Here is a 23,146-nt window from a genome sequence, read left to right as displayed (position 1 = left end):
TGCGTCCTTACGTCGGTTCGTGCGGGTACGGGGATCGGGTTGCCGGCGGGCCGCCGTGGCGACCTGCCGGCTACGGCGCCGGGCCGGGTCAGCCGTACCGGCTGACGTCGTGGAAGAAGCCGGGCACGGTGTGCAGTCCGCCGGCCGCCGCGACGCTGTCGTAGACATGCTTGGCGAGCACCAGGTCCAGCACGCCGAGCCCGAACGGGGAGAAGACCACCGGCTGGTCGGCGGGTACGTCGATCCGCCCGGTCAGCACGTCGTCCAACGTGCCGGCGACGAACCGGCGGTGCCCCACCCGCTGCTCGGTCAGGTGCACCGAGGTGTCCGCCTTCATGCAGTGCTCGACGTCGTCGACCACGTTCGTCGAGGCGAGGATCAGCTCCGGGGACAGGTCACGCAGCGAGACGTGCAGCACCAGCGGATGGTGCGCGAGCAGTTGCGGGTCGGACAGGTGGGGCCGGCCGGCGACGGTGGCGAAGACGATCAGCGGGTACGACCGGACCAGCTCTTCGGCGCTGCCGTACAGCCGGATGTCGTCCTGCCCGCCGCGGACCAGATGGTCGCGGAACCCGCCCGCGTGCTCGGCGGACAGGTCGTACAGCCCGACGCTGTCGAACTCGCACCCGTTGCCGACCAGGTAGGTGTGGATGTAGCGGGCGATCAGGCCGGTGCCGACGAAGCCGACCCGGCGCGGCACCCCGCCCCGGGCGGCGGACAGCCGCAGCGCGGCCGACGCGGCGGACGCGGCGGTCCGGGTCGCGCTGATGATCGACGACTCCAGGCAGGCGATCGGGTACCCGGTCTCGTAGTCGTTGAGGACCAGTACGGCCGAGGCCCGGGGGATTCCGCCGGAGACGTTGTCCGGAAAGCTGGAGATCCACTTCATGCCGTGCACCTCGACCTTGCCCCGTACCGAAGCGGGCAGCGCGATGATCCGGCTGTTCGGGCGGTCCGGGAACCGCAGGAAGTACGAGTCCGGGTTGGTGGTTTCCCCGGCCCCGTGCAACCGGTACGCGGACTCGATCAGCTCGGTGACCTCCGGCTCACGTCCACTGATCGTGTCGTGCACCTGGGCGCCGGAGATGACGGCGAAGGGCGGAATCTCTGCCATGGGATGGTGTGCTCCGTCGTTCGGGACCGCCTTGTCGGGGGCGGCGGTCGTCGGCGTACGACCGGCCGGGTCGGGCACCCGGCCGGTCGTCGGTCCGGTCAGTCGGTCGAGTGCGCCGCCATCGCCCGGCGCAGACCGGCCGGGCGCAGGTCGGTCCAGGTTTCGTCGACGTGTGCCGTGCACTCGTCCTCGGTGCCCTCGAACCCGGCCGGTCGCCACCCGCCGGGTGCCGGCCGGTCGGCCGGGAAGAGCCCGTACTGCTCCTCGTGGTTGACCAGCACGGCCCACCGCTCAACGGGTTCGCCACTCATGCCGGAGCCACCTGGTTGAGCCGGTCGTTGACCGCCTCGGTGAAGCCGGCGAAGGTCGGGTTGCGGAACAGCAGCTGGGTGGGCACCTTGACGCCACCCAGCTCGGTCCGCAGCCGGCTGGCGACCTGCATCGCGCTCAGCGAGTGACCGCCGATGTCGAAAAAGTCGTCGGTGTCGCTGATCGTGTCGATCTTCAGAATCTCGCACCAGACGGTGCGTACCGTCTCGGCGGCGTCAACTGGCATCGGAGGCTCCTCGTCGTTGTCGGGTCCTGATCCGTCCGAACCGGACGTCAGGCGGTTGATCAGTGCGCCCCGGTCGGCCTTGCCGCCGACGGTCAACGGGATCGTGTCGACCACCGTGTAGTTGCCCGGGCGCATCCAGGACGGCAGCTGGCTGGCAGCGTGTTCGCGTACCGCGGCCAGGTCGGCATCCGGGCGTAGCCGGACCACGGCGGACAGTTGACCGCTGTCCACCTCCGGGTGGTACAGCACCACCGCGCGGGCGACCCCCGGATGGTCGGCGATCACCGCCTCGATCTCACCCAGCTCCACCCGGTGTCCCCGGATCTTGATCTGGTCGTCGGTGCGACCGATGTAGCGCAGCGTGCCGTCCGCCTGGCGGACCACCCGGTCACCGGTGCGGTACATCCGGGCACCGTCGTCGCCGAGCGGATCCGGGACGAACTTCGCCGCGGTCAGGCCTGGCCGTCCCGAGTAGCCGCGGGCCAGGTACGGACCGGCGACGCACAGCTCACCGGGGGTGCCGTCGGGCACCGGTGACAGCGTCGCGTCGACGATCCGGGCCTGCACTCCGGCCAGCGGACGGCCGATGTGCGGCGCCTCGCCCGGCACGATCGGGGTGCCGGCCACGTTCACCGCGGCCTCGGTCGGCCCGTACAGGTTCATCGCCGTCAGCACCCCGTCGGAGATCAACTGCTCCAAGGCGGCCCACAACGGCGGCGGCACCGCCTCACCGGCGATGAACAGCCGGAGGAACTGGTCCTTGGCGGCTATCGTGGCCAGCTCCTCGATCAGCATCTGGGCGTGCGACGGCGTCATGTCGGCCTCGGTGAGCCGGTGCTCGACCATGAACTCCGCGAACTCCTCCGCGTCGCGGCGCATGTCGTCGGTGAGCACCCCGACCGTGTCGCCCCGCAGCACCCGGACCCACTCCTGTACTGACGCGTCGAAGGCCACCGAGGCGTTCCAGGCCAACCGGGCACCGGGTGGGCCGAAGAAGCCGCCCTGCTCCATGCCGTTGAGGAAGCTGACCAGCGCCCGATGGGAGATCTCCACTCCCTTGGGCCGGCCGGTCGAACCCGAGGTGAAGATGACGTACGCCAGGTTGTCCGGATGCAGCGGTACCGGCGCGGTACGCGGATGTGCGTCCCAGTCGATCCGGTCGAGGACCACCGCGTCGCCGACGCCGGTGTCCGGCACCGACCCGATCAGGTCGGCGTGGGTGATCGTGGTGACCAGGTCCGCGTCCCGGGCGATGCGGGCCAGCCGCTGCGCCGGCTGCTCCGGGTCGAACGGAACGTAGACGGCACCGGCCTTCAGGATGCCGAGGATCGCCACCAGCAGGTCGACCGACCGGGGCAGCAGCACCCCGACGGCGCGTTCCGGGCCGGCGCCCCGGCCGGTCAGGATGCCGGCGAGTCGGTCGCTGCGGTCGTCGAGCTGCGCGTAGCTGAGCCGGCCGTCGGTCGCGATCACCGCGTCCCGGTCCGGGTGGGCGGCGGCCACCTCCTGGAACGCGGCGATCGCCGACCCGTGCCATTCCGCCCGGCCGCGCCGGTCGGCGGGTGGCGCGGTGGGCGCTTCAACTGTCTGGGTCATCGGGTGGCCGCCTCCTGCTGCGCGGCGACCTGCGCCAGCAGTGCCTCGGTGTCCTGCAGCGGGCCAGCCTCAGTCTGCAGCACTACCCGCCACCGGTCGTGGTCGCGCAGCCAGCAGGTGACGTGCACGAAGGTGATCGTGGCGTCGGCGGAGTCGAAGCGGACCACCTCGAGGATCTGGCCGCTGATGCAGTTCTGCACCACCGACTTGATCGGCGTGACGTGCAGCGTCCAGGTCGGCTCGTCGAAGTACTCGCGCAGAATGCGCCCCCACGCGTCCCGGTTCATCCCGACGGTCCCGTCGGCACCGAGCCCGGTGGCGTTCTCGTTGATGAAGAACGAGATGAACTTGTCGTAGTCCCGCTCGGCGAACGCCCGGTCGAACTCCTCGCCGGCGACGGCCAGCTCGGCGACGCAGCGGGGGCATCCCGCGTCACCGGCCTGGCCGGCGGTGAACGCGGTCTGCGGGGCGGTCGCACCGGCCAGCGGTGCCGCCTGCGGATCGACAACCGCGAGCTTCTCTCGCATCGTTACTCCTGTCTCGGTGTGGTCGGCGGTTGCGGGGTGTGCCGCATCAGCAGCAGCACCCCGTCGGGGCACATCGGGTCGGGGATCGTCCCGTCCGGCACGAAGCCCTCGGACGCGTACAGCGTCCGGCCCCTGGCGTTGTCCGGCTTGACGTCCAGCCAGACCTGGCGGGCACCGTGCACCCGGTAGGCCCGGGCCACCGCGGCGCGGAACAGCCGCCGCCCGTACCCCGCGCCCCGGTGCCGGTGCGACACCACGATGCGGCGCAGCTCGACGACGCGGTCCGGCCGGCGCAGCCCGGCCAGCACGACGAAGCCCACCACCGAGGTGCCGGCCTCGGCGACGATCTGCTCCTGGTCCGGATCGGCGTAGGCCCGCTCGTGGTAGGCCCGGCCGGTGATGCCGAGGTACCGGGTCGTCTCCGGCCCCTGCTCGATTCCGACCAGCGTGTCGAGTTCGTCGACGGTGGCCGGCCGGACGCCGAAGTCGGTCGGAACGTCCGTCGCGGGGGATGCCACGGCGGCTACGGCTCGACCGGCGCGTCGGAGGCCTCCGCCATCGCGATGGCGATCCGGCGGCCGCCGGTGAACGGCTCCCGACCGTGCGCGGTGAGCATGTTGTCGATCACCACGAGGTCGTCGGCCTGCCAGTCGAACCGGGTCAGCGCCGCGCGGTACGCCTCCTGCAGGTGCTTCATCACGTCGTCGGGGATCCGCGCGCCGTCGCCGTAGTAGCTGTTCGTCGGCAGGTTCTCCTCGCCGTACATCTCCAGCATCTCCTCCTGGTAGATCTGCGGCAGAGTGCTGATGTGGAAGAACGTGGCGTGGTTGAACCAGACCGGTTCGCCGGTCACCGGGTGCGGGTGCACCGCGTCGCGGACCGCCCGGGTACGCAGCCCGTCGGTGCCGACCCACTCGACGTCAATCCCCTGGCTGCGGCAGTACCGCTCGACCTGCGACCGGTCCTCGGTGTCGTAGAAGTACTGCCAGCTGCCGCCCATCTCACTGAACGTGCGCACGTACATCCACTTGCGCCGGATGAACTCTTCGGCGACCGACGGGTCGATGTGGCGGTAGACCTCTCGGACGTCGGCGAACGGGGTGGCGCCCTGGGTCTCGGCCGGCTGCAGGCAGTAGAAGAACACCTTCATCGGCCACTGCGCCTGGTAGGAGCACTCGTTGTGCAGGAAGATCTCCTCGGTCGGCGGGTAGTCGGTCGAGGTGAAGACGTTGCCGGAGAGGCTGCTGCGCGGCGATGTCCGCTCGGTGTAGTCCAGCGGAGCGCCGGACAGCGCCCGGACCACGTCGTGCAACCCGTCGACGCCACCCACCTCGAAACCGCGGAACATCGCCGCCCCGGTACGGGTGATGAGCGCACGGATCTCCGCCCGGTTCTCCTTGATGACGTCGAGAATCGACAGGTCGTTGTCCGGTTCGATGACTGCGGGGAGGCTCTGCCCCGGCAGTGCGGTTACCAACATGGTTTCCCCTTCGCTGATCAGTGCCGGCCGGCGGCGGCGATCCCGGACTCTTTCCACAGATGTGACACGTCGCCGAAGTTCTGTTGAACCCACTGGTCGGAATAAATTGTGTTGAGGTACCGCTCCCCGCGGTCGGGAAAGACGAGAACGCAGGTCGCGCCGGCCGGAATGCGGTCGCGGAACCGTTCCAACGCCGAGATGACCCCGCCGGAGGAGCCGCCGGCGAGAATGGCCTCCCGGGCCATCAGCCGCCGGCAGCCGACGACGCAGTCGAGGTCGGAGACGTGCACCACCGGGTACGTCCCGGTGGCGGCCAGCAGCGGCGGTCGGGCCGACGCGCCGTGGCCCGGGATCAGCCGGTGCCGGCTCTCGTCACCGAAGATCGCGCTGCCGACCGCATCGACGGCGACCACCTGGGTGGCCAGTGCCTGTTCCCGGACGTAGTCGAGGACCCCGGTCAACGTGCCGCAGGTGCTGGTGGCGCAGAAGATGAAGTCCGGCGGGGCCGGCAGGGCGGTGATGATCTCCTGCATCGTCCGGTGGTGCGCGGCCGGGTTGAGCGGGTTGGCGTACTGGTTCGGCCAGTAGCCTTCCGGATGCTCGGCCAGCAGCTCGCGGACCCGGCGGATGCGTTCCGGCAGGTACTCGCCGGTGACCGGGTCGGGCCGGTCGATGATCTCGATCTCGGCCTGGAACGCCCGGAGGATGGCGATGTTCTGCGCGGTCGTCTTGGCGTCGACGACGCAGATGAAGCGCAGCCCGAAGTAGCGGCAGACCTGGGCGATGCCGATCGCCAGGTTGCCGGAGCTGGATTCGATGACCACCGAACGGTTCGGCACCAGCTCCGCCGCGTGAATCTTGTGGAGCAGCATGTTCAATGCGGTGCGGTCCTTGATGCTGCCGCCCGGATTCGCCAGCTCCAGTTTCGCGAACACCCGCGCCGGAATGTCCCGCAGCAGTCCGTTCAGCTCGACCAGCGGCGTATTCCCGATACATCCGAGAATCCCTTGCACGCTGCGTTGAATCCCTTGCTCGGTGCGTTGGGTCACGTCGCCCCCTCTGGTCGCGCCATTCGTGCCGACCGGTCGCCTCGAACCGCGTACGCATTGCGGTGCAGGCGTGAACGGCAACGAGTCTTGCCGGGGATGCTTGAGCGAACCTTGACGCCCTCGCAGGCCGGTGGTCTGGCCGGCGGTCCCAAGGTCCACTCAAGCGTCGCCGGTTACGTTCGGCCAGCTTCGATCACCACCCCGGCCAACGGACATCGAGGATCGACGTGGAGACAACAGACCTGCGCACGCTTGTCGAAGAGCAACTGCGACTGTCGCACCGGTTACGGGCGAGGATCCGCGAGCTGGAAGCCGAGCGCGCGGCACCCCTGGCCGTCGTCGGGACGGCGCTGCGCTTCCCCGGCGGCGTGACCACCCCCGAGCAGTACTGGGAGCTGCTCACCGGCCCGGCGTCCGGGCCGCAGGACATCCCCACCGACCGGCCGGGTCTACGCTCGGTGCACCACCCGGAGGTGGGCCGCCCCGGCCACTCCTACGTCAAACGAGCCGGTTTCCTGGCCGACGTGGCCGGCTTCGACCCAGACTTCTTCGGTATCTCCCAGCGGGAGGCCGAGTCGCTGGACCCGCAGCAGCGTCTGCTGCTGGAGACCTCGTGGGAGGCGCTGGAACGGGCTGGCGTCGCGGTCCGCCGGGCCGACCGGCTGGACGTCGGCGTTTTCATCGGACTGATGGCCGCCGAGTACGGCGAACGGTTCACCGACGCCGACCCGGACCGGCTCGACCCGTACTTCGGCACCGGCGGCGGGCACTGCTTCGCCGCCGGCCGGATCAGCTACGCGCTGGGACTGCGCGGCCCGGCGGTCACCCTCGACACCGCGTGCTCGTCGTCGCTGGTGGCGCTGCACTCCGCAGCCCGCAGCCTACGGTCGGGAGAGTGCCGGTACGCGCTGGTCGGCGGGGCGAATCTGATCTTTTCGCCGAGGTTGATGGTGTCGCTGTGCCAGAGCCGGGCGCTGGCCCCGGACGGCAGGTCCAAGCCGTTCACCGCCGCCGCCGACGGCTACGGTCGCGGCGAGGGTGTCGCCACGGTGGTGCTGATGCGGTTGGCCGACGCGGTCGCCGAGGGCCGGCCGGTGCTGGCGGTGGTGTGTGGCAGCGCGGTCAACCACGACGGTGCCTCGTCCGGCTTGACCGTGCCGAACGGTCCGGCCCAGCAGGAGGTGATCCGGGCCGCCCTTCGTGACGCCGGGGCCGATCCGGCCGAGGTGAGCTACGTCGAGGCGCACGGCACCGGCACCGCGTTGGGCGACCCGATCGAGGTCGCCGCGCTCGACGCGGTGTACGGCCGGCCGCGGTCCGACGCCCGGCCCCGGCTGCTGGTGAGCAGCGTCAAGGCCCGACTGGGTCACCTGGAGGCGGCCGCTGGCCTGGCCGGGCTGATCAAACTGGTGCTGATGCTGCGCCACGAGCGGATCGTGGCCGACGTGCCGGAGGCCGACGGGCCGCTGAACCCGCTCGTGTCGTGGGCGGACGGCCGAATCGAGATACCGCGCCGGCCGGCCGACTGGTCCGGCGCCGGGCGGATCGCCGGGATCAGCGCGTTCGGGCTGAGCGGCACCAACGCGCACGTGATCGTCCAGGCAGCGGACCCGGTCCCGGCTGGGCCGTCGGACCCGACGGCCCAGCCGGGGCGTCCGGAGCTGCTGGTGCTGTCCGCCCGAAGCCCGCAGGCGCTGCAGGCGCTCGCCGCCTCGGTCGGCACCTACCTCTTCCGCAGCGACCCGGCCGGGCTGTCCTCGGTCTGCCACACGTTGCGCGCCGGGCGGGCGCCGCTGGCGTACCGGCTGGCGGTGACCGGGACCTCGGCGCGCGACCTCGCCCGCAAGGCCAGCCTCGCCGTCGACGCCGCGCCGGAGCCGACCGGTCCGCTGCCCGGTCCGGCCCTGGTACTGCACCCTGCGGCCTCGGACGCGTTGGTCAAGGGGGTCGCGGCGATCGCCTCGGAGCTGCCGCTGCTGACCGACGAGGGCCGGACACCGGAGCTCGACCCGGCCGGCTGGCTGACCGGGGCGCTGGACCTGCTCGGCGTACCGACGGTCGTACGGGAACCGAACGCGGACGCTGCCGGCCCCGGGGCCGACCATGTCCACCCTGCTCTGCTTGACCTCGGCGACCAGCGGGTGGCGCTGGTGCCGGCCGATCCGGACCGGGCGACCGCCGTGTTCCTCGATGCGCTGGCGGCGTTGTTCCGGGCCGGTGCCGACCTGCGGATGGACCGGCTGCGGGCATCGGACGCCCGGTTCGTCGGGGACCTACCGACCTATCCGTTCCAGCGACGCCGCTGCTGGGTGCCGGAGCCGGTCGCACCGTCGCCGTCCGCGCGCGGCACCGGCGTCGCCGCACCGCCGGACGAAGCCTGGTCGGCGGCCCCGGACGCCGCCAACTCGGCCGCGGACGTCACCGGCGTGGCCCCGGATGCGGGCGATCGGGCCGCGGTGGAGAGCTTCCTGCGTGCGGAGTTGGCCGAGGTGCTGAAGGCGAACGGCGAGTTGGACCTGCGGCTGACCTTCGCCGAGCTGGGCGGCGACTCGTTCACCGCGATGCTGTTCCTCAGCCGGGTGCAGGAGTGCTACCAGCTCGACGGGTCCACCGCCGAGCTCGCCGTGGACGAACCACTGTCGGCGCTGCTCGCCGGCCTGGCCCGGGACGTCGCCAGCGCGGCGGTGCGGGGATGAGCTGGTTCGTCCGGCCCCGCCCGGCCGGTGACGCCACCTTGCGCTTCATCGCCTTCCACCACGCCGGTGGATCCGCCGCCGGCTACCACCCGTTGGCAAGGGAACTGCCGCCGGACTGGGAGGTGCTGCTGCTGGACCTGCCGGGGCGCGGCCGACGGTATGCAGAACTGCCGCTGCGGGCGATGACCGCCGTCGTCGACGAGGCGACCCGAGCGGTGTCACCGCATGCCGATCGGCCGTACGTGCTGTTCGGGCACAGTATGGGTGCGGTCGTCGCGGTCGAGGCCGGGCGCCGGTTGTCGACGGTCGGCGCGGCGCCGCTGTGGGTGGGGGTGTCCGGGCGGGCGGCCCCGACGACGCCGACCCCGCCGGTGCCCGGTCTCGGGCGGCTCGGCGACCTGGCCGATGCCGAGCTGCTGGAGGTCCTGCTGGGCCTCGGTGGCACGCCGCACCGGCTGCTCGAGCTGCCGGAGATGCGGGAGCAGTTTCTCCGGGTCGCGCGTGCTGATCTGCAGGCGGTCGACTCGTACCGGCCCGAGCCGGACCGCCAGCCGCTGCCCTGCCCGCTGACCGTGTTCAGCGGGCTGACCGACTCCTGGGCGCCGCTGGACTGCCTACCGGCCTGGCAGGTGGAGACCGCTCACCAGCTGCGTCAGTGCTTCTTCCCGGGTGGACACTTCTACTTCCACGGCGCGGCGTACCCGCAGCTCGCCCGGGAGATCCGTACCGAGGTGACGGCCGTGCGCGGCGCGGCCGAGCAACGGCATGAGTTCTTCACGGTCGGCAGGTGATGGTGTCACTGGATCCGTGCCCCGATCCGTCGCAGACTGTTTTCAATGAGTTGCCAAGTCTGATGGCGAATCGGGGAACGAGTCATGCGAATCAACCTGCTCGGACCATTGCAGGCGACAATTGACCACACGTCGATCGTGCCGTCTGCGGCCAAACCGTGCCAGATTCTGGCATTGTTGGCCCTGAACGGCGACCGGCTGGTCACCAAATCCGCGATCTTTGAGGAACTCTGGGAGAACAACCCGCCACACAGCGCCACGACGACCCTGCATACCTACATCCACCAGCTCCGGCGGCAGATCAGCCGGGCGATGGCCGGCGACCCGTCGGGCGATTCCCGTGGCGTTCTGGTGACCGAACGTGGTGGCTATTCGCTGCGGATGTCCGGTGGTCTCACCGACGTGCAGGAGTTCCAACGGTTGGGCCGGGCCGGCAGTGAGGCCTTCGAGCGGCATGACTACCACGCCGCGAGCAGCCGGTTCGGCGACGCCCTCGCGCTGTGGCGGGCGCCGATGCTGTCGGACATCCAGTTCGGACCGCAGCTGGCCATGCACGCGCTGTCCCTCGGCGACCTGCGGCTCGCCGCTCTGGATCGGCGGATCGAGGCCGACCTGCGGCTGGGTCGGCACCTGGAGGTGCTGGGGGAGCTGCGTGCCCTCACCGCCCAGCATCCGCTCAACGAGAGCTTCGCCGCTCACTACATGACGGCGCTCTACCTGTCCGGTGACGTCGGTACAGCGCTCGGGGAGTTCCGCCGGATCCGTACGCTGCTCGTCGCCGAGCTGGGTGTCGAGCCGGCGCGTCGGCTGCACGAACTGCAGCAGGTGATCCTCAGCGGAGGCGTTCCGCTGCCGGGGCGTGACCTGGTCGGCGCGGCATAGCCGGCAGAGCACTACCCGAGTGACAGATGGGTCCGGGTAAATTCGGTATATTCCGACCTAACCCGCTTCCGTTCCCGGCAATGGTTGAAGGCAGGGGGTATCCTGTGGTCGGTCGCCGAGTCGGCGGATCGGGTCAATAACGCGGACCTGATGTCGGAACGCGGACCTGATGTCGGTTTTGGGAGGGAAGCGCGGATGAGGTCTTCAGCCCTTTCCGGTGGAGCCTGAAATCGGTGTGCCGGAAATGGTGGCCCCGCCCGCGTGGCTGATCGCGGCATTAGTACGGTGCGTCGTCGACCGTGACGCAACGGTCGTGCAGGAGGCGGGAAACGAGTCATGCAGACGTGCCCGTTGCGGGTCCTACTGGCTGAGGACGTCCACATGGTCCGTGGGGCGCTGGTCGCCCTGCTCGAACTGCAACCGGACATCCAGGTCGTCGCTCAGGTCGAGCGGGGCGACGCGATCCTGCCGGCCGCGCTGACCCACCGTCCGGACGTAGCGATCATCGACGTCAACCTGCCCGGGATCGACGGACTATCGGCGGCGATGCTGGTGCACGACCAGCTTCCCAGCTGCCGAACGCTGATCCTCACCGGCATCGACCGGCCGGGGATGCTGCGGCGCAGCCTGGAAGCGGGGGTGACCGGTCTGATGCTCAAGCACGCCCCACCCGCAAGTCTCGCCGAAGCGGTACGCGAGGTTGCCGCCGGGCGACGGGTGGTCGACTCGCAGATCGCCCTTGCCGCGTTGAACGAGCGGTCCACGAGCCCGCTCTCGCCCCGGGAGATCGAGATCCTCAAACTGACGGCGAACGGGCACTCGGCGAAGGAGATCGCCGCGATGCTCTATCTCTCGGCGGGGACCGTACGTAACCACCTGACTTCTATCGCTACCAAACTCGATGCCCGTACCCGGGTCGACGCGGTGCGGATCGCCCGGGACGCCGGCTGGATTCTCTGATCCGGCCGGCGTCCCGACGCAGGTCGGATGCCCCCCCGGCCGGCCCGGTACCGCAGACCCGGGACCGGACCGGACGCGGATCAGACGAACTCCAGCACCGCCACCGTCCACATGAATCCGATGCCGGCGCCCACGGTGATCAGCTTGTCGCCGGACTTCGGCTGGTTGGTCTCGACCAGGTGGTTGATCCCGCCGATCTGGTCGCTGTTGCCCATGTGTCCGAGGTCGCGCCCCCACTCGTAGGTCGTCCGGGCCGGGTCGAGGCCGAGTGACTTGTGGAAGCCCCACTCGACGATCGGCTGGATCAGGTTGGCGTGCACGAACCAGTCGGCTTCGGTGACGCTGGTCCCCGCCTCGGTCACTGCCTGGTCGAGCACACTGGTCAGCTTCTGGTTGACCAACTCGAGGGCGTCGTCGTACGCGTCCTCGTAGCGCATCAGCCACTCGTCCTTGCGTGCGGTCAGGTCGACCGGCTTGCCGGTGTCGAACGGCGCCCAGGTCCACGGCCCACCGCCCCGGTACAGCGGCTCCAGGCTCGGCTCGGTGGTGCTCGCCGTCGCCAGCAGCCGGGCGAAGCCCTGCCGCTTGGACAGCACCAGGGCGCTGCCCGCGTCGCCAAAGATGGTCTGGTCGTCGCTCTTCCACCGGTCGATGTACGGCAGCCGGAAAGCGTCCCCGGCGGTCAGCAGCGCGGCGGTGGTGTCCGGCCGGGCGGCCAGGTAGGACGCGCCGAGCTCCAGCGCCGCGAGCAGCCCGTTGCAGCCCTGTCGCATCTCGATGGTGACCGAGGGGCCCCCTCCGACCGTCTCCTGCTGGACGTAGTGGGCCGGGCTCCACATCTCCCGGCCCTGGTGCGACACGTACCCATGCAACACCAGGTCGATGTCCTGCGGGTCATGACCGGAGCGGGACATGGCCTGCTGCCCGGCTGCGGCGGCCATCACCACGCCGGCCTCGTCGTCGTTGGCCACCCGTACCGCCCGGATGCCGTTGGTCTCCGCGGCCGAGGCGTCATAGACGCCGTCGGCGACCGCCTGCTCGGCGGTGTACTGCTTCTCCGGCAGGTACAGCCCGGTGCCGGCCAGATAGATGTTGTCCCAACGCACGGTGCCTCCTTCGGCGAAATCGGTCCACCGACAGCAAACCGGTTGCCACTCGACCGGACCTTGAGCCGGTCTGCCGGACGGGGTCGGGCACCGACGCGGTGCCCGACCCCGTCCGACCGGCTCAGGACGCGGCGGGTGCCGCGACCGGCTTGGCGTCGCTGCCGCCGGCCGGGCCCGTCGTACCGGCACCGTCGCTGCCGCCGGCATCGGCCGGTGCGTCGGCACCGTCGGTGGCAGACCCGTCGGGGGAGGTGCCGGCGGCCGGCGGCGGTGCGGCCGGCAGACCGCGGAAGCCGATCAGACCGGTCAGCAGGCTCAGCCCGACCCAGACGAACAGGGTGGCGATGCCGAGGTGCAGCGCCTCGTTCAGCGCCTCCGGCCCGACCTGGCCCTGCTCGGCGAGGTCGGTGAGCCGGCCCTGCAGCACGGACGCGGAGATGGCCAGGGCCAGCGCCCCGCCCACCTGGGTGGCGACGTTCAGCACGGCCGACGTGGTGCCGGCGTCGTCCTCGGTGGCCATCGAGGTCCCGACCGTCGGGGTCGGGATCAGGCAGAGAACCAGGCCGACGCCGAGCAGCGTGGTGATCGGCAGCATGATCGTCCAGTAGGACCCGCTGGTCGGGGTGCGCATCAGCAGGACCAGCATGACGGCCAGCAGCACGGTGCCGACGACGTACGGGATCTGCGCGCCGATCTTCGGGATCGCCTTGGACAGTGGACCGGCCACGATCATCATCGCGAGGGTCGTCGGCAGGTACGCGAGCCCGGTCTCCAGCGGCGAGTAGCCGAGGATCGTCTGCATGTAGATCGGCAACAGCATGAAGCACGGGATCATCAGACCCGCGGTGAAGAACTCACCCAGGCTGCCGGCGACCACACCGCGCAGCTTGAACAGCCGCAGCGGCAGCAGTGGTGCCTCCGCCCGGTGCTCGATGGCGATGAACGCGGGCAGCATCACAGCCGCGACCAGGAACGCCGCCAGGGTACGGACGTCGGTCCAGCCGTGATCGGTGACGCTGACGATGCCGAAGACCAACGTACCGAGGCCCAGGGTGCCGGTGAGTCCACCGAGAATGTCGGCCTTGGGGCGTGGCCCGGTCGGTGCGCCACCGCGGATCAGCCACAGCGCGCCGATGGTGAGCACCACCGCGATCGGGATGTTGATGTAGAACGCCAACCGCCAGTTGACGTCGACGATGGCACCGCCGAGCAGGGTGCCCAGCCCGGCGCCGACGCCGATGACCGCGCCCCAGACGCCGAACGCCTTGGCCCGCTCGGCCGGGTCCCGGAAGGAGACGACCAGGATGCTCAGGCAGGCGGGGGAGAGGCCGGCGGCGGCCAGACCCTGGATGGCCCGGGCGATCAGGATCTGGTCGTCGGTCTGCGCCATCGCGGCGAGCAGCGACCCTGCGGTGAACAGGGCGAGGCTGCCGAGGAACATTCGGCGCCGGCCGATCACGTCGTTGAGTCGGCCACCGAGCAGCAGCAGACCGCCGAACAAGATGATGTAGTTGTTGAAGACCCACTGCAGCCCGATCGGGGACAACCCGAGGTCGCGCTGCAGCTCCGGGCCCATCACGCTGGCCACGGTGGTGTCGAGCGCGATCATCAGCTGCCCGACCGAGACGACGACCAGCACCAGCCAGCGCCGGCTGTCGGGGACGGGCCCGCCGGACGCTCCGACCGGCGCAGCGGCCTTCTGTTCCTGGCTTGTCATGGCTTCCTCTCGACCTGAGATGGATTCGGGGATGGCTGTGCCGCAGAGCTGGCAGGACCGGCGGTTGATACCGACCTGCGAGGGTGGTGAGGTTCGATACGAGGCTGACAGGAGCGGTGCTCTCTGTCAAGACTATTGCTCGTGAGTACGACCCGTGCTCTAATTCGTGGTACCCGGTCGGGTAAGCTTCGGCGGTACTGACCTGCACGATCGGTGCAGTGGGTGCCCGGTGCCGGGACCGACGGGACCGCTCGAAGGAGGAGAGGCCTTGGCTTCCGCACGCGCGCTGCGGGAACGCGTCCGCAAGGAACTGACCGACGAGATCGTCGAGATCGCCAAGGCGCAGCTCGCCGACCGGGGAGCCGAGAACCTCTCCCTGCGGGCGATCGCCCGGGACCTCGGCATGGTCTCCTCAGCGGTCTACCGCTACTTCCCGAGCCGCGACGACCTGCTGACCGCGCTGGTCACCGACGGCTACAACTCCGTCGGCACCGCCGTCGAGCAGGCCGACGAGGCGGCGGCGGCCGACGACTTCGCGGGCCGGTGGCGGTCGGTCGGGCAGGCGCTGCGCCGCTGGGCGATCGAGCACCCGCACGAGTACGCACTCCTCTACGGCTCACCGGTACGCGGCTACCACGCCCCGGAGACCACACTGCCGGCGGCGATGCGGGACAAGGTGGTGCTCGGTCGGATCATCAGCGACGCGCACCGGGCCGAAGTGCTGCGTACCCCGCCGAGCGCCCAGGCCACGCCCGAGTCGCTCGGCGGTGATCTCGAGCGGGTGCGGTCGGCCGTGCTGCCGGCCGTGCCCGACGAGGCCGTCATCGCCGCGCTGGCCGCTTGGAGCGGGCTGTTCGGGATGCTCAACCTGGAGCTGTTCGGCCATTTCAACAACATCATCGACGACCGGGCAGCCCTGTTCGACCAGGCCCTGACCCGCCTGGCCGAGTTGGCCGGACTGCCGACCTGACCCGACACCACCACGCCGGAACACCGCGGCACACCTCGGAACACCACGCCCGAACAACTGGAGACTGTCCGTGCGGATCATCGTCATCATCTGCTCAGCCGTGCTCATCATGGAGTTCGTCCTGCACGGCCTCGCCATGTACATCGGCATGGAGGCAGGCATCCAGCCGTTGCAGAACCACTTCGGGTTCCGCCCCAGCCGGGCGTTGACCCTGCTGATCGCGGTCCTCGACACCCTGGCCGCCGCCGGTCTGGTGATCGGCATCTGGCGGCCGGAGATCGGTGCCATCGCCGCCGGCTACACAGTTGCCTTCTTCGGCATGATGCTGATCCTGCGCTTCTACCGAAACCTCGGCGGCATCCTGCCCCCCGACTTCCCGCTGTTCTTCTCCCTCGGCGTGGTCGTCCTGGTACTCCAGCTGATGCGTTGACGCCCGCAGCGTCCGGCGCCGGTCGCCGGAGCACGGTTGCACATGGGTGCGATGGCTTCCATCGATGTCATTGACCGTCGATGGAAGCCGCGCCCATCCTTCATAGGCCATCTGAGCGAGGCCTGACGGGGGGAGTGCACCGTGCTGATCGGTACCCGGCACGTACCTGCAAGTCGCGTACTCACGCAGCGGACGCGAGTTCGGAGCCGGTGGGCGGCGACGCTCGCTGTCCTGGTGGCCGGGACCGCGTCGATCGCCGTGACCACCGGCCCGGCCGGGCAGACCGTCCGCCGCCGCAGCGTCTCGACCCCGGCCTGGTCGAGCAGGGCCACGGCATCCCGATCGCGCGGGTGGTCGCGATGCACGAAGGCAAGCGCCGCGCGACCGAACGCCGTAGGCGCGAGGCCGGGGAGCCCGACGGCGGGCCAGGCTGACCCTGGCAGGTACGACGGTCAGTCGATGCGGCCGACCGGGTCGCGCTTCTCGGCCTGGAACACGTCCTCGGTGCGGCCGCGGGCCCAGTAGCCGGATATCGAGATCGCCTCGCGGGGGATGCCCCGAGCCTGGAGCACCTTGCGGACGGCCTTGATCGACTCACGCTCGCCGTGCGCGAAGACCTGCACGGCACCGGGGGAGTCCGCAGCGGGCGGCCAGGGCCAGTCCTCCATCGCGCGGGCGAGGAACACCGTGTCGCCGCCGTCGGTGTTGACCAGCCAGTTCACCGTCACCTGGGCGGGGTGTTCGAGGTCGATGATGTCGGCCGGATCGGTGATCTCGAGGTGCGCGACGCCGCGCGCGTGCTCCGGCAGTGCCTGCAGGGACGCGGCGATCGCTGGCAACGCGGACAGGTCCCCGGCGAACACGTGCCAGCCGACCGCCGGGTCGGGCGCGTACGCCCCGCCGGGACCCGACAGCACCAGCCGGTCGCCCGGCGTGGCTCGGGCCGCCCATACGGCCGCCACCCCGGCGTCGCCGTGGGTCACGAAGTCGATTGCCAGCCGCCGGGCGGCCCGGTCGAGCCAGCGGACCGTGTAGGTACGGGTCAACGGCCGTTGCCCGGCCGGCAGGGTGGTCCGCAGCGCGGCGAGGTCGTAGGGCGGCTCCAGCCCGAGCGTCGGGTCGACGAACAGCAGTTTCACGTACGCGTCGGTGTGGCCGGCGTAGCCGAATTCGGCCAGCGACGCCCCGGCGAGGACCACCCGCACCAGGTGCGGCGTCAGCCACTCGGTGGACTCGACCGTGAGTACGTGCTGATTGGGTGTCTGCCGCTGTGCCGTCGCCATCCCGTGTTCCTCTCCGTCGCCACTCCTTCTTAGGTTAGGCGAGGCTACGTCGCGGCGTGCGCCGCGACGACGGGGGTCGGTGTGGTGCCGTGTCACCGGTGCGTGCGAACCCGGGCGACCTCGTCGTGTATCGGCTCCGTCATGGCTTCCTAACCGCACCGCAACACTCAGGGCGACATGGCCGTAACAAGCTCTACCTAATCTCGTCTCTAGTCTATAGAGAAGGGAGCGAGATGACCACTACGCAGAGTGCGGCCCTCGTCGAGGCGGCTGGCACCCACAACGAGATGCTGGCATCGAGTGCCCCTGAACCTGCGCCCATGGTGTCGATCGTCGACCTCCACAAGCAATACCGCACCGCCGACGGAGATGTTCACGCCGTACGAGGGATCAGCTTCGACATCGCCAGAGGCGAGTTCGTCACGCTGCTCGGCCCGAGCGGCTGCGGCAAGACCACCATCCTGCGCTCGGTCGCCGGACTGGAAACACCAACGTCCGGCGAGATCGCCATCGGCGGGCGGCCCGTCTACTCGTCCAACCGCCGGATCCGGCTCACCCCGGCGCAGCGACAGATCGGCATGGTGTTCCAGTCGTACGCGATCTGGCCGCACATGTCGGTCTTCGACAACGTGGCCTACCCGCTGCGGCGGCGCAAGCTGCGCAAGGCCGAGATCATCGCCCGGACCACCGAGGTACTCGAAATGCTGGGCCTCGACCACGCGGCGCAGCGCCCGGCAACCAAGCTCAGCGGTGGACAGCAGCAGCGCGTCGCGGTGGCCCGCGCGCTGGTGTCCCGTTCCGAACTCATTCTCTTCGACGAACCACTGTCGAACCTCGACGCAAAGCTGCGTAAGGAAGTTCGCCAGGAGATCCGCGACCTGCAGCAGCGGCTCGGCATCACCGTCCTCTACGTCACCCACGACCAGGAAGAGGCGATGGCGGTCTCGGACCGGATCCTGGTGCTGGAGAGCGGTGAGATCAAGGACCAGGGCGCGCCGACCCGGGTCTACTCGCGCCCCGCCGACGTGTTCGCGGCGAACTTCGTCGGCGAAAGCGAGACGCTGCCGGGCACCGTCGTCGACGCCGACGACGATCACTGGCTGGTACAGACCGGTATCGGCCAGCTCCACGTGGCGCGACAGCCGCACGACACCGTACGGGTCTCCGAATCCGTCGTGCTCACCGTCCGTCCGGAGCACCTGCAACTGCGGGAGGCGGTGTCGGACACCCCGGTGCCAGCCATCGCCGGGTCGGTGCGCTCGGCATCCTTCCTCGGCCCGTTCGCCGAACTGGTCGTCGAACTGGAGTCCGGCCACCTGGTCACCGCCCGGGTGACCGGCGGTGCGGGCGCGGCACTGGGCAGCCGGGTGCACGTGCGGATCGAACCGCACCACGTGGTGCTGCACCCGGACCGTTCGCCGACGGGCCACGACACGCAGTGACAAGGCGACCAAGACCAGCGCGATGACCCAGCAACCAGAGGAGAACGACATGACATACAACCAGGTGCACCCGAAAAGTCACGCCGTCGAGATCATCGACCGCACTGCGACGCTCAGCAAGCTGAACGACGCCCTGGAGATCGACTTCGCGAAGACCGCCGTCGTGCAGATCGACATGCATGTACGGCAGATCGACAAGGACTGGTCCTCGTTCCCGCAGAACGTGGCCGAGCGGATCCTGCCGAACGCCGCCGCCTTCCTGGACGCCGGCCGCGAACTCGGGCTACCGGTCATCCACGTCATGGTCTACCAACGGCTCGTCGAGCGGGGCATGCAGCCGCGCACCGCGATCGTGCAGAGCACCGGCCGGCACGGTACGCCGTACGGCCAGGCGCCCCGGCCCGGCTACCACCCGGACGCCCCAGAGGGCTACTTCGAGTGGGACGTCATGCCGATCCTCGGCCCCAAGCCGGGCGACTACATCATCAACACCAAACGGCAGATGACCAGCAGCTTCCTGTCGACCGACGTGGAGCACCTGATCCGCTGTCTCGGCGTCGACACGTTCTTCGTCGTCGGCATCAACACCAACAACTGCGTCTCCAACTTCTCGTTCGACGCCTACAACCGGATGTGGACGCCGATCATCGTCACCGATGCGGTGGGCTCCACACACGGCAAGGACCTGCACGAGTTCGCACTGCAGAACTACCCCCGCACCATCGGACTGGCGATGTCCTCGGCCGAGGCCGTCGAGCGACTCACCGCCGCCAAGGCCGCCGCTGCGGACACCGCGATGGCAGGCATCTGACCTGCCCGCCACTGATCGTCACACCAATCGAGGGGAAGACATATGCTCACCGGACCCACGGTCGACGTGTACGACCGTAAGGAATTCCTTCAGGTCATCAACGACGCCGTTCCGATCATCCCGGCCCGCTCCGCGGTCGTGACGGTGGAGATGACCAAGCGTCGGCTCACGCCCACCGCGCCGTTCCCGCCCGGCGTGCGCGACGAACTGCTCGCCAACACCGAGGAACTCCTCACCCTGGCGCGGTCCAGCGGCACCGCCGTGATCCACGTCCTGTCGGCGCTGCGGCCGGTCGAGGCACAGGCCCGGGCCAACACCCGGGTCGGCCGGGCCTGGGCCGCGATCGGCGAGTCGCCGAGCCCGTACGGCCCGGTGCCCGACGAGTCGGTCGACGTGCAGGACGGCACGTTCAAGCCGGACTTCGCGGTCTCGGTCGCCGACAGCGACTACATCATCAAGACCAAGAAGTCGTTGAGCGCCTTCTACCAGACCGACCTGGAGTGGCTCACCAAGGCGCTCGGCGTCGACACGCTGATCCTCGCCGGCGCGAACACCAACGCGGACATCCAGTCCACCGCGTACGACGCGAGCTGCAAGGCGTACAAGGTGATCACTGTCGCGGAGTGCGTCGCCACCTGGTTCGGCGAGGACCTGCAGGAACTCGGCCTGCAGCAGCTCGGACGTTGCCAGGGCTGGGTGCTGTCGCTGGCGGAGCTCGCCGGCAAGCTCAACTCCGCCCCGGCCGCGATGGAGGTGCCGGCATGAGACACCACAGAACGACCATGCTGAAGCTCACGGTGCCGCTGACCGCGGCGGCGTTCGTGCTGGCCGCCTGCGGCGGCGGTGACGACGCCGCGACGACGGCGCTGCCGGAGGAACTCGCGGTGGCCTCGACGGTCGACATGACCGACGAGGAGTACGCCGAGTACATGACGGCGTTGGAGGAGGCGTCGAAAGCGGAGGGTGGTGTACTCAGCTACTACTTCAGCGCCCCCGCCGCCGCTGCGGAAAACCAGATCAACCTGTTCATCGAGAAGTACCCGTGGGTGGAGCTGGAGTACACCTCCGGCGGCACCCTCGAGCTGATCGAGCGCGTCATCACCGAGAACGCGGCCGGCCGCCCCAGCGCGGACGTGCTGCAGGGCGGCCCGCTGGAGGACAACACGCTGTGCCGCGACGAAGGGCTCTGCCTGGAGTACGACCCGCGTGGCGAGGCTGACCTGCCGGCGGACCGCGCCTACGCGGACTGCGGCTGCTCGGTGGCCGACTTCTTCACGTTCCACATCACCTACAACACCAACCAGGTCAGCGCGGCCGAGGCTCCCCAGACGTACGAGGACCTCACCGATCCGAAGTGGCGGGGCCGGTTCGGCATCAACATCGACCAGCTCGACTGGTTCGCCGGCGTGCTGGCCGAGATGGGCGAGCAGGACGGCCTGGCGCTGATGGAGGCGATCGCGGCCAACGAGCCGGTCGTCTACGCCGGCGCCGACGGCCTGGAGAAGCTGGCGGCGGGCGAGTTCGACATCGCGTTCCCGCAGAGCGCGACCCGCACGGTCCGGGATCTGATCGCCGACGGGGCACCGATCGAGATCGTCACCACGCCGGTGACCATCGCCCAGCCGGACATGTACTTCCCGCTGAAGAACGCGCCGCACCCGGCCACCACCCGGCTCTACATGGAGTGGCTGATGAGCGACGAATGGCAGAACAAGGTCGGCGAGGTCGTCGTGAAGGTGCCGATCAAGGAAGGTGCGCCGATCCCCTCGTCGGCCGAGGGCATCCTGGGCAGCGAACTGTTCTTCGAGACCACCGACAACTTCGGTGACTACGACACCCGCGTCGAACAGCACCAGTCGATCTTTGTGACGGGCTGATCGACATGACCACCCTCGTGGACAGCTGGGCCCGGCTCACCACCGGTCGGGTCACCCGCTTCCCCGCGCTGCGGGGGGTCTTCACCCCCCGCAGCGTGGTCTACGGCCTGGTCCTGATCATTCTGTTGGCACAGGTGGCGCTGCCGATCGCCATCCTGCTGTTCACCAGTTTCAAGGACGCCCGACCCACCGACGCGGACTTCTTCTCCCTCAGCTTCACGTTGGAGAACTTCCGCGACGCGTTCGCCTCCGGCCGGCTGCTCAGCGTCACCTGGACCACGGTGCAGTTCGCCGGCGGATCCACGCTCGTCGCGCTGGTGCTGGGGACGTTCCTGGCCTGGATCGTCGCCCGTACGGACGCGCCGTTGCGCAACCTCGTCGGAGTGCTCACCATCGTCCAGATGGCGGTGCCGGGGATCCTCGTCCCGGTCGCCTGGACGTTCCTGGCCAGCCCGAAGATCGGCGCGATCAACGTGGCCTGGCGCAACCTCACCGGCACCGACGGCACCCTGTTCAACGTCTACTCGATGCAGGGTCTGACCCTGGTCAACGGCCTGACCATGGTGCCGATGGTCTACCTGTTCGTGGTCACCGTCTTCTCCTCGATGAACTCCTCGCTGGAGGAGGCCGCCGAGGTGTCGGGAGCCTCCAAACTGCGCGCGGTACGGGACATCTCGCTCCCGCTTGCGGCGCCCGGCATCGCCGCCGTGGCGATCATGGCCCTGATGCGGGCCTGGGAGGCGTTCGAGATCCCGTGGTTCCTCGGGGTCAACGAGAAGATCTTCACCTACGCCTCGGAGATCTACCTGCGGACCAGTACCCCGCCGAGCAACGTCGGTCTCGTCTCCACCTACGCGGTCTTCATGCTCCTCGGAGCCGTGGTGATGATCTGGTGGTACGACCGGTTCAACCAGGCGGGGGAGCGGTACGCCGTGATCAGCGGCAAGAACTTCTCCTCGGTACGGATGGACCTGGGCCGGTGGCGGGTGCCGGTGACCATCCTCACCTTCGCCGTGCTGACCCTGGTGATCCTGCTGCCGCTGTTCATGCTCCTGTGGATGTCGCTCAACCCGTTCTTCCGGCAGTTCAGCTGGGAGGCGGTGACGTCGCTGTCACTGGAGTCGTATGTGGCCGCCCTGCAGACGCCCAACATCCTGCAGGGGTTCGTGAACAGTCTGCTGGTCGGCGTACTGGCGAGCGTCGGGGTGCTGACCCTGTCGACCCTGGCGGCGTGGTTCTCCGCCCGGCGGGTTCCCGGCGGCCGGCTGCTCTACCTGTTGACGTCGGTGCCGATGGCGCTGCCGAACGTCATCGTCGGCGTCAGCTTCCTGTGGATCTTCCTGATCACGCCGCTGCCAATCTATTCGACGCACTGGGCACTGGTGATCGCGTACATCACGATCATCATCGCGGTGGTGTCACGGCTGGTCAGCGCCCGCATGCTGCAGATCAGCTCGGAGCTGGAGGAGGCCGCTCAGGTGGCCGGGGCGAGCTTCGCGCGGGCGATCTGGACGATCGTCGTACCGCTGCTGTCGCCGGCACTGCTTGCCGGCGCGCTCATCACGATGGTGATGAGTTTCCGTGAGCTGCAGACCACTCTCTACCTGGCGGGTCCGCAGACCCGTACCGCGGCGGTCGTCATGTTCGACATGGCCGGCGACGGACAGTTCTCCACCGTGGCGGCGTTCGGCATCGTCACCTTCGCCGTACTGCTGGTGGGGCTGGTCGGCTACAACCGCCTCAACGCCCGGATGGGACTCGATGGCGGCCTCTGAGGCCGCCCTCGGGCCCCGGGCCCTACCCCTGCCGACCGGGCCCCGTGCCGGCCGTCGCCCCACCCCGTCGGCCGGCGTCCACCC

General features: G+C 69.6%; 21 protein-coding genes and 1 pseudogene. 12 read left to right on the top strand and 10 right to left on the bottom strand.

The window, feature by feature from the left end; genetic code table 11:
• Positions 1-88: 88 nt before the first annotated feature.
• From sbnB to sbnA, 7 genes are all read right to left on the bottom strand, one after another.
• Positions 89-1,114 (bottom strand): 2,3-diaminopropionate biosynthesis protein SbnB, encoded by a 1,026-nt coding sequence (sbnB, locus tag ACFHWT_RS04000; protein ID WP_416593205.1) that lies wholly within the window; start codon positions 1,112-1,114, stop codon positions 89-91.
• Between the two features lie 98 nt (positions 1,115-1,212).
• Positions 1,213-1,425: an MbtH family protein gene (locus tag ACFHWT_RS03995; RefSeq protein WP_416593204.1), complete on the bottom strand. Its 213-nt coding sequence runs from the start codon at positions 1,423-1,425 to the stop codon at positions 1,213-1,215.
• Positions 1,422-3,266 carry a non-ribosomal peptide synthetase gene (locus ACFHWT_RS03990; RefSeq protein ID WP_416593203.1) on the bottom strand — a complete coding sequence of 615 codons (1,845 nt, stop codon included), beginning with the start codon at positions 3,264-3,266 and terminating at the stop codon, positions 1,422-1,424. The genes ACFHWT_RS03995 and ACFHWT_RS03990 overlap by 4 nt, the downstream gene beginning before the upstream one ends.
• Complete coding sequence (locus ACFHWT_RS03985; RefSeq protein ID WP_416593202.1) at positions 3,263-3,793, bottom strand: hypothetical protein; 531 nt, start codon at positions 3,791-3,793, stop codon at positions 3,263-3,265. Before ACFHWT_RS03985 ends, ACFHWT_RS03990 begins: the two co-directional genes overlap by 4 nt.
• Positions 3,794-3,795: 2 nt before the next feature.
• Entirely contained in the window at positions 3,796-4,311 is a 516-nt protein-coding gene (locus tag ACFHWT_RS03980) for a GNAT family N-acetyltransferase (protein ID WP_416593201.1), read from the bottom strand.
• A gap of 5 nt (positions 4,312-4,316) precedes the next feature.
• Positions 4,317-5,273 carry a TauD/TfdA family dioxygenase gene (locus tag ACFHWT_RS03975; protein WP_416593200.1) on the bottom strand — a complete coding sequence of 319 codons (957 nt, stop codon included), beginning with the start codon at positions 5,271-5,273 and terminating at the stop codon, positions 4,317-4,319.
• A gap of 17 nt (positions 5,274-5,290) precedes the next feature.
• Positions 5,291-6,277, bottom strand: a complete 987-nt coding sequence (gene sbnA / locus ACFHWT_RS03970) for a 2,3-diaminopropionate biosynthesis protein SbnA (protein ID WP_416593341.1) — start codon at positions 6,275-6,277, stop codon at positions 5,291-5,293.
• A gap of 272 nt (positions 6,278-6,549) precedes the next feature.
• Between sbnA and ACFHWT_RS03965 the strand changes: the two genes are divergently transcribed.
• The 4 genes from ACFHWT_RS03965 (at position 6,550) to ACFHWT_RS03950 (ending at position 11,651) form a co-directional block, all read left to right on the top strand.
• Complete coding sequence (locus tag ACFHWT_RS03965) at positions 6,550-9,018, top strand: beta-ketoacyl synthase N-terminal-like domain-containing protein (protein WP_416593199.1); 2,469 nt, start codon at positions 6,550-6,552, stop codon at positions 9,016-9,018.
• The gene (locus tag ACFHWT_RS03960; RefSeq protein ID WP_416593198.1) at positions 9,015-9,809 is read left to right on the top strand and encodes a thioesterase II family protein; all 795 of its coding nucleotides are present in this window, start codon (positions 9,015-9,017) and stop codon (positions 9,807-9,809) included. Before ACFHWT_RS03965 ends, ACFHWT_RS03960 begins: the two co-directional genes overlap by 4 nt.
• An 84-nt stretch (positions 9,810-9,893) precedes the next feature.
• Complete coding sequence (locus ACFHWT_RS03955) at positions 9,894-10,691, top strand: AfsR/SARP family transcriptional regulator (protein ID WP_416593197.1); 798 nt, start codon at positions 9,894-9,896, stop codon at positions 10,689-10,691.
• 336 nt (positions 10,692-11,027) lie between these two features.
• Positions 11,028-11,651 carry a response regulator gene (locus tag ACFHWT_RS03950; protein ID WP_123603269.1) on the top strand — a complete coding sequence of 208 codons (624 nt, stop codon included), beginning with the start codon at positions 11,028-11,030 and terminating at the stop codon, positions 11,649-11,651.
• 80 nt (positions 11,652-11,731) lie between these two features.
• Here the strand turns inward: ACFHWT_RS03950 and ACFHWT_RS03945 are convergent, their stop codons facing one another.
• Together ACFHWT_RS03945 and ACFHWT_RS03940 are read right to left on the bottom strand one after the other, a co-directional pair.
• On the bottom strand, positions 11,732-12,757 hold the full coding sequence (locus ACFHWT_RS03945; protein WP_416593196.1) for a ketoacyl-ACP synthase III family protein: 1,026 nt from the start codon (positions 12,755-12,757) through the stop codon (positions 11,732-11,734).
• 121 nt (positions 12,758-12,878) lie between these two features.
• Positions 12,879-14,474: an MFS transporter gene (locus ACFHWT_RS03940; RefSeq protein ID WP_416593195.1), complete on the bottom strand. Its 1,596-nt coding sequence runs from the start codon at positions 14,472-14,474 to the stop codon at positions 12,879-12,881.
• 268 nt (positions 14,475-14,742) lie between these two features.
• On the opposite strand from ACFHWT_RS03940, the gene ACFHWT_RS03935 reads away from it, so the two are divergent.
• From ACFHWT_RS03935 to ACFHWT_RS03925, 3 genes and pseudogenes are all read left to right on the top strand, one after another.
• Entirely contained in the window at positions 14,743-15,444 is a 702-nt protein-coding gene (locus ACFHWT_RS03935) for a TetR/AcrR family transcriptional regulator (protein WP_416593194.1), read from the top strand.
• A 70-nt stretch (positions 15,445-15,514) separates the two neighbouring features.
• Positions 15,515-15,874 (top strand): hypothetical protein, encoded by a 360-nt coding sequence (locus ACFHWT_RS03930; RefSeq protein ID WP_416593193.1) that lies wholly within the window; start codon positions 15,515-15,517, stop codon positions 15,872-15,874.
• 287 nt (positions 15,875-16,161) lie between these two features.
• Positions 16,162-16,308 (top strand): annotated as a pseudogene (locus ACFHWT_RS03925) (ATP-dependent DNA ligase); the annotation flags it as partial.
• Between the two features lie 18 nt (positions 16,309-16,326).
• Here the strand turns inward: ACFHWT_RS03925 and ACFHWT_RS03920 are convergent.
• A complete protein-coding gene (locus ACFHWT_RS03920) occupies positions 16,327-17,157 on the bottom strand; it encodes a siderophore-interacting protein (protein ID WP_416593192.1) in 831 nt (276 codons plus the stop codon).
• A 233-nt stretch (positions 17,158-17,390) separates the two neighbouring features.
• Here ACFHWT_RS03920 and ACFHWT_RS03915 point away from each other — a divergent pair, with 233 nt between their 5' ends.
• Genes ACFHWT_RS03915 through ACFHWT_RS03895 form a run of 5 tightly spaced genes read left to right on the top strand, consistent with a single transcriptional unit; the run spans position 17,391 to position 23,062 of the window.
• Positions 17,391-18,599, top strand: coding sequence for an ABC transporter ATP-binding protein (locus tag ACFHWT_RS03915; protein ID WP_416593191.1), 1,209 nt, complete (start codon positions 17,391-17,393; stop codon positions 18,597-18,599).
• 49 nt (positions 18,600-18,648) lie between these two features.
• Positions 18,649-19,410, top strand: coding sequence for an isochorismatase family cysteine hydrolase (locus ACFHWT_RS03910; protein WP_416593190.1), 762 nt, complete (start codon positions 18,649-18,651; stop codon positions 19,408-19,410).
• 42 nt (positions 19,411-19,452) lie between these two features.
• Positions 19,453-20,175, top strand: a complete 723-nt coding sequence (locus tag ACFHWT_RS03905; RefSeq protein WP_416593189.1) for a cysteine hydrolase family protein — start codon at positions 19,453-19,455, stop codon at positions 20,173-20,175.
• A complete protein-coding gene (locus tag ACFHWT_RS03900; protein ID WP_416593188.1) occupies positions 20,172-21,287 on the top strand; it encodes an ABC transporter substrate-binding protein in 1,116 nt (371 codons plus the stop codon). Before ACFHWT_RS03905 ends, ACFHWT_RS03900 begins: the two co-directional genes overlap by 4 nt.
• A gap of 5 nt (positions 21,288-21,292) precedes the next feature.
• A complete protein-coding gene (locus tag ACFHWT_RS03895) occupies positions 21,293-23,062 on the top strand; it encodes an ABC transporter permease (protein WP_416593187.1) in 1,770 nt (589 codons plus the stop codon).
• Positions 23,063-23,146: the final 84 nt, after the last annotated feature.

The organism is Micromonospora sp. LOL_021 (genome assembly GCF_048060215.1).
GTDB lineage: Bacteria > Actinomycetota > Actinomycetes > Mycobacteriales > Micromonosporaceae > Micromonospora_E.
This window is presented reverse-complemented; position numbering and strand designations above follow the sequence as displayed.

Excerpts from the sequence above, each read along its gene's own strand:
- sbnB (WP_416593205.1), bottom strand. The coding sequence starts at position 1,114 with ATGGCAGAGATTCCGCCCTTCGCCGTCATCTCCGGCGCCCAGGTGCAC.
- ACFHWT_RS03995 (WP_416593204.1), bottom strand. The coding sequence starts at position 1,425 with ATGAGTGGCGAACCCGTTGAGCGGTGGGCCGTGCTGGTCAACCACGAG.
- ACFHWT_RS03990 (WP_416593203.1), bottom strand. The coding sequence starts at position 3,266 with ATGACCCAGACAGTTGAAGCGCCCACCGCGCCACCCGCCGACCGGCGC.
- ACFHWT_RS03985 (WP_416593202.1), bottom strand. The coding sequence starts at position 3,793 with ATGCGAGAGAAGCTCGCGGTTGTCGATCCGCAGGCGGCACCGCTGGCC.
- ACFHWT_RS03975 (WP_416593200.1), bottom strand. The coding sequence starts at position 5,273 with ATGTTGGTAACCGCACTGCCGGGGCAGAGCCTCCCCGCAGTCATCGAA.
- ACFHWT_RS03960 (WP_416593198.1), top strand. The coding sequence starts at position 9,015 with ATGAGCTGGTTCGTCCGGCCCCGCCCGGCCGGTGACGCCACCTTGCGC.
- ACFHWT_RS03955 (WP_416593197.1), top strand. The coding sequence starts at position 9,894 with ATGCGAATCAACCTGCTCGGACCATTGCAGGCGACAATTGACCACACG.
- ACFHWT_RS03950 (WP_123603269.1), top strand. The coding sequence starts at position 11,028 with ATGCAGACGTGCCCGTTGCGGGTCCTACTGGCTGAGGACGTCCACATG.
- ACFHWT_RS03940 (WP_416593195.1), bottom strand. The coding sequence starts at position 14,474 with ATGACAAGCCAGGAACAGAAGGCCGCTGCGCCGGTCGGAGCGTCCGGC.
- ACFHWT_RS03920 (WP_416593192.1), bottom strand. The coding sequence starts at position 17,157 with ATGGCGACGGCACAGCGGCAGACACCCAATCAGCACGTACTCACGGTC.
- ACFHWT_RS03915 (WP_416593191.1), top strand. The coding sequence starts at position 17,391 with ATGACCACTACGCAGAGTGCGGCCCTCGTCGAGGCGGCTGGCACCCAC.
- ACFHWT_RS03910 (WP_416593190.1), top strand. The coding sequence starts at position 18,649 with ATGACATACAACCAGGTGCACCCGAAAAGTCACGCCGTCGAGATCATC.
- ACFHWT_RS03905 (WP_416593189.1), top strand. The coding sequence starts at position 19,453 with ATGCTCACCGGACCCACGGTCGACGTGTACGACCGTAAGGAATTCCTT.
- ACFHWT_RS03900 (WP_416593188.1), top strand. The coding sequence starts at position 20,172 with ATGAGACACCACAGAACGACCATGCTGAAGCTCACGGTGCCGCTGACC.
- ACFHWT_RS03895 (WP_416593187.1), top strand. The coding sequence starts at position 21,293 with ATGACCACCCTCGTGGACAGCTGGGCCCGGCTCACCACCGGTCGGGTC.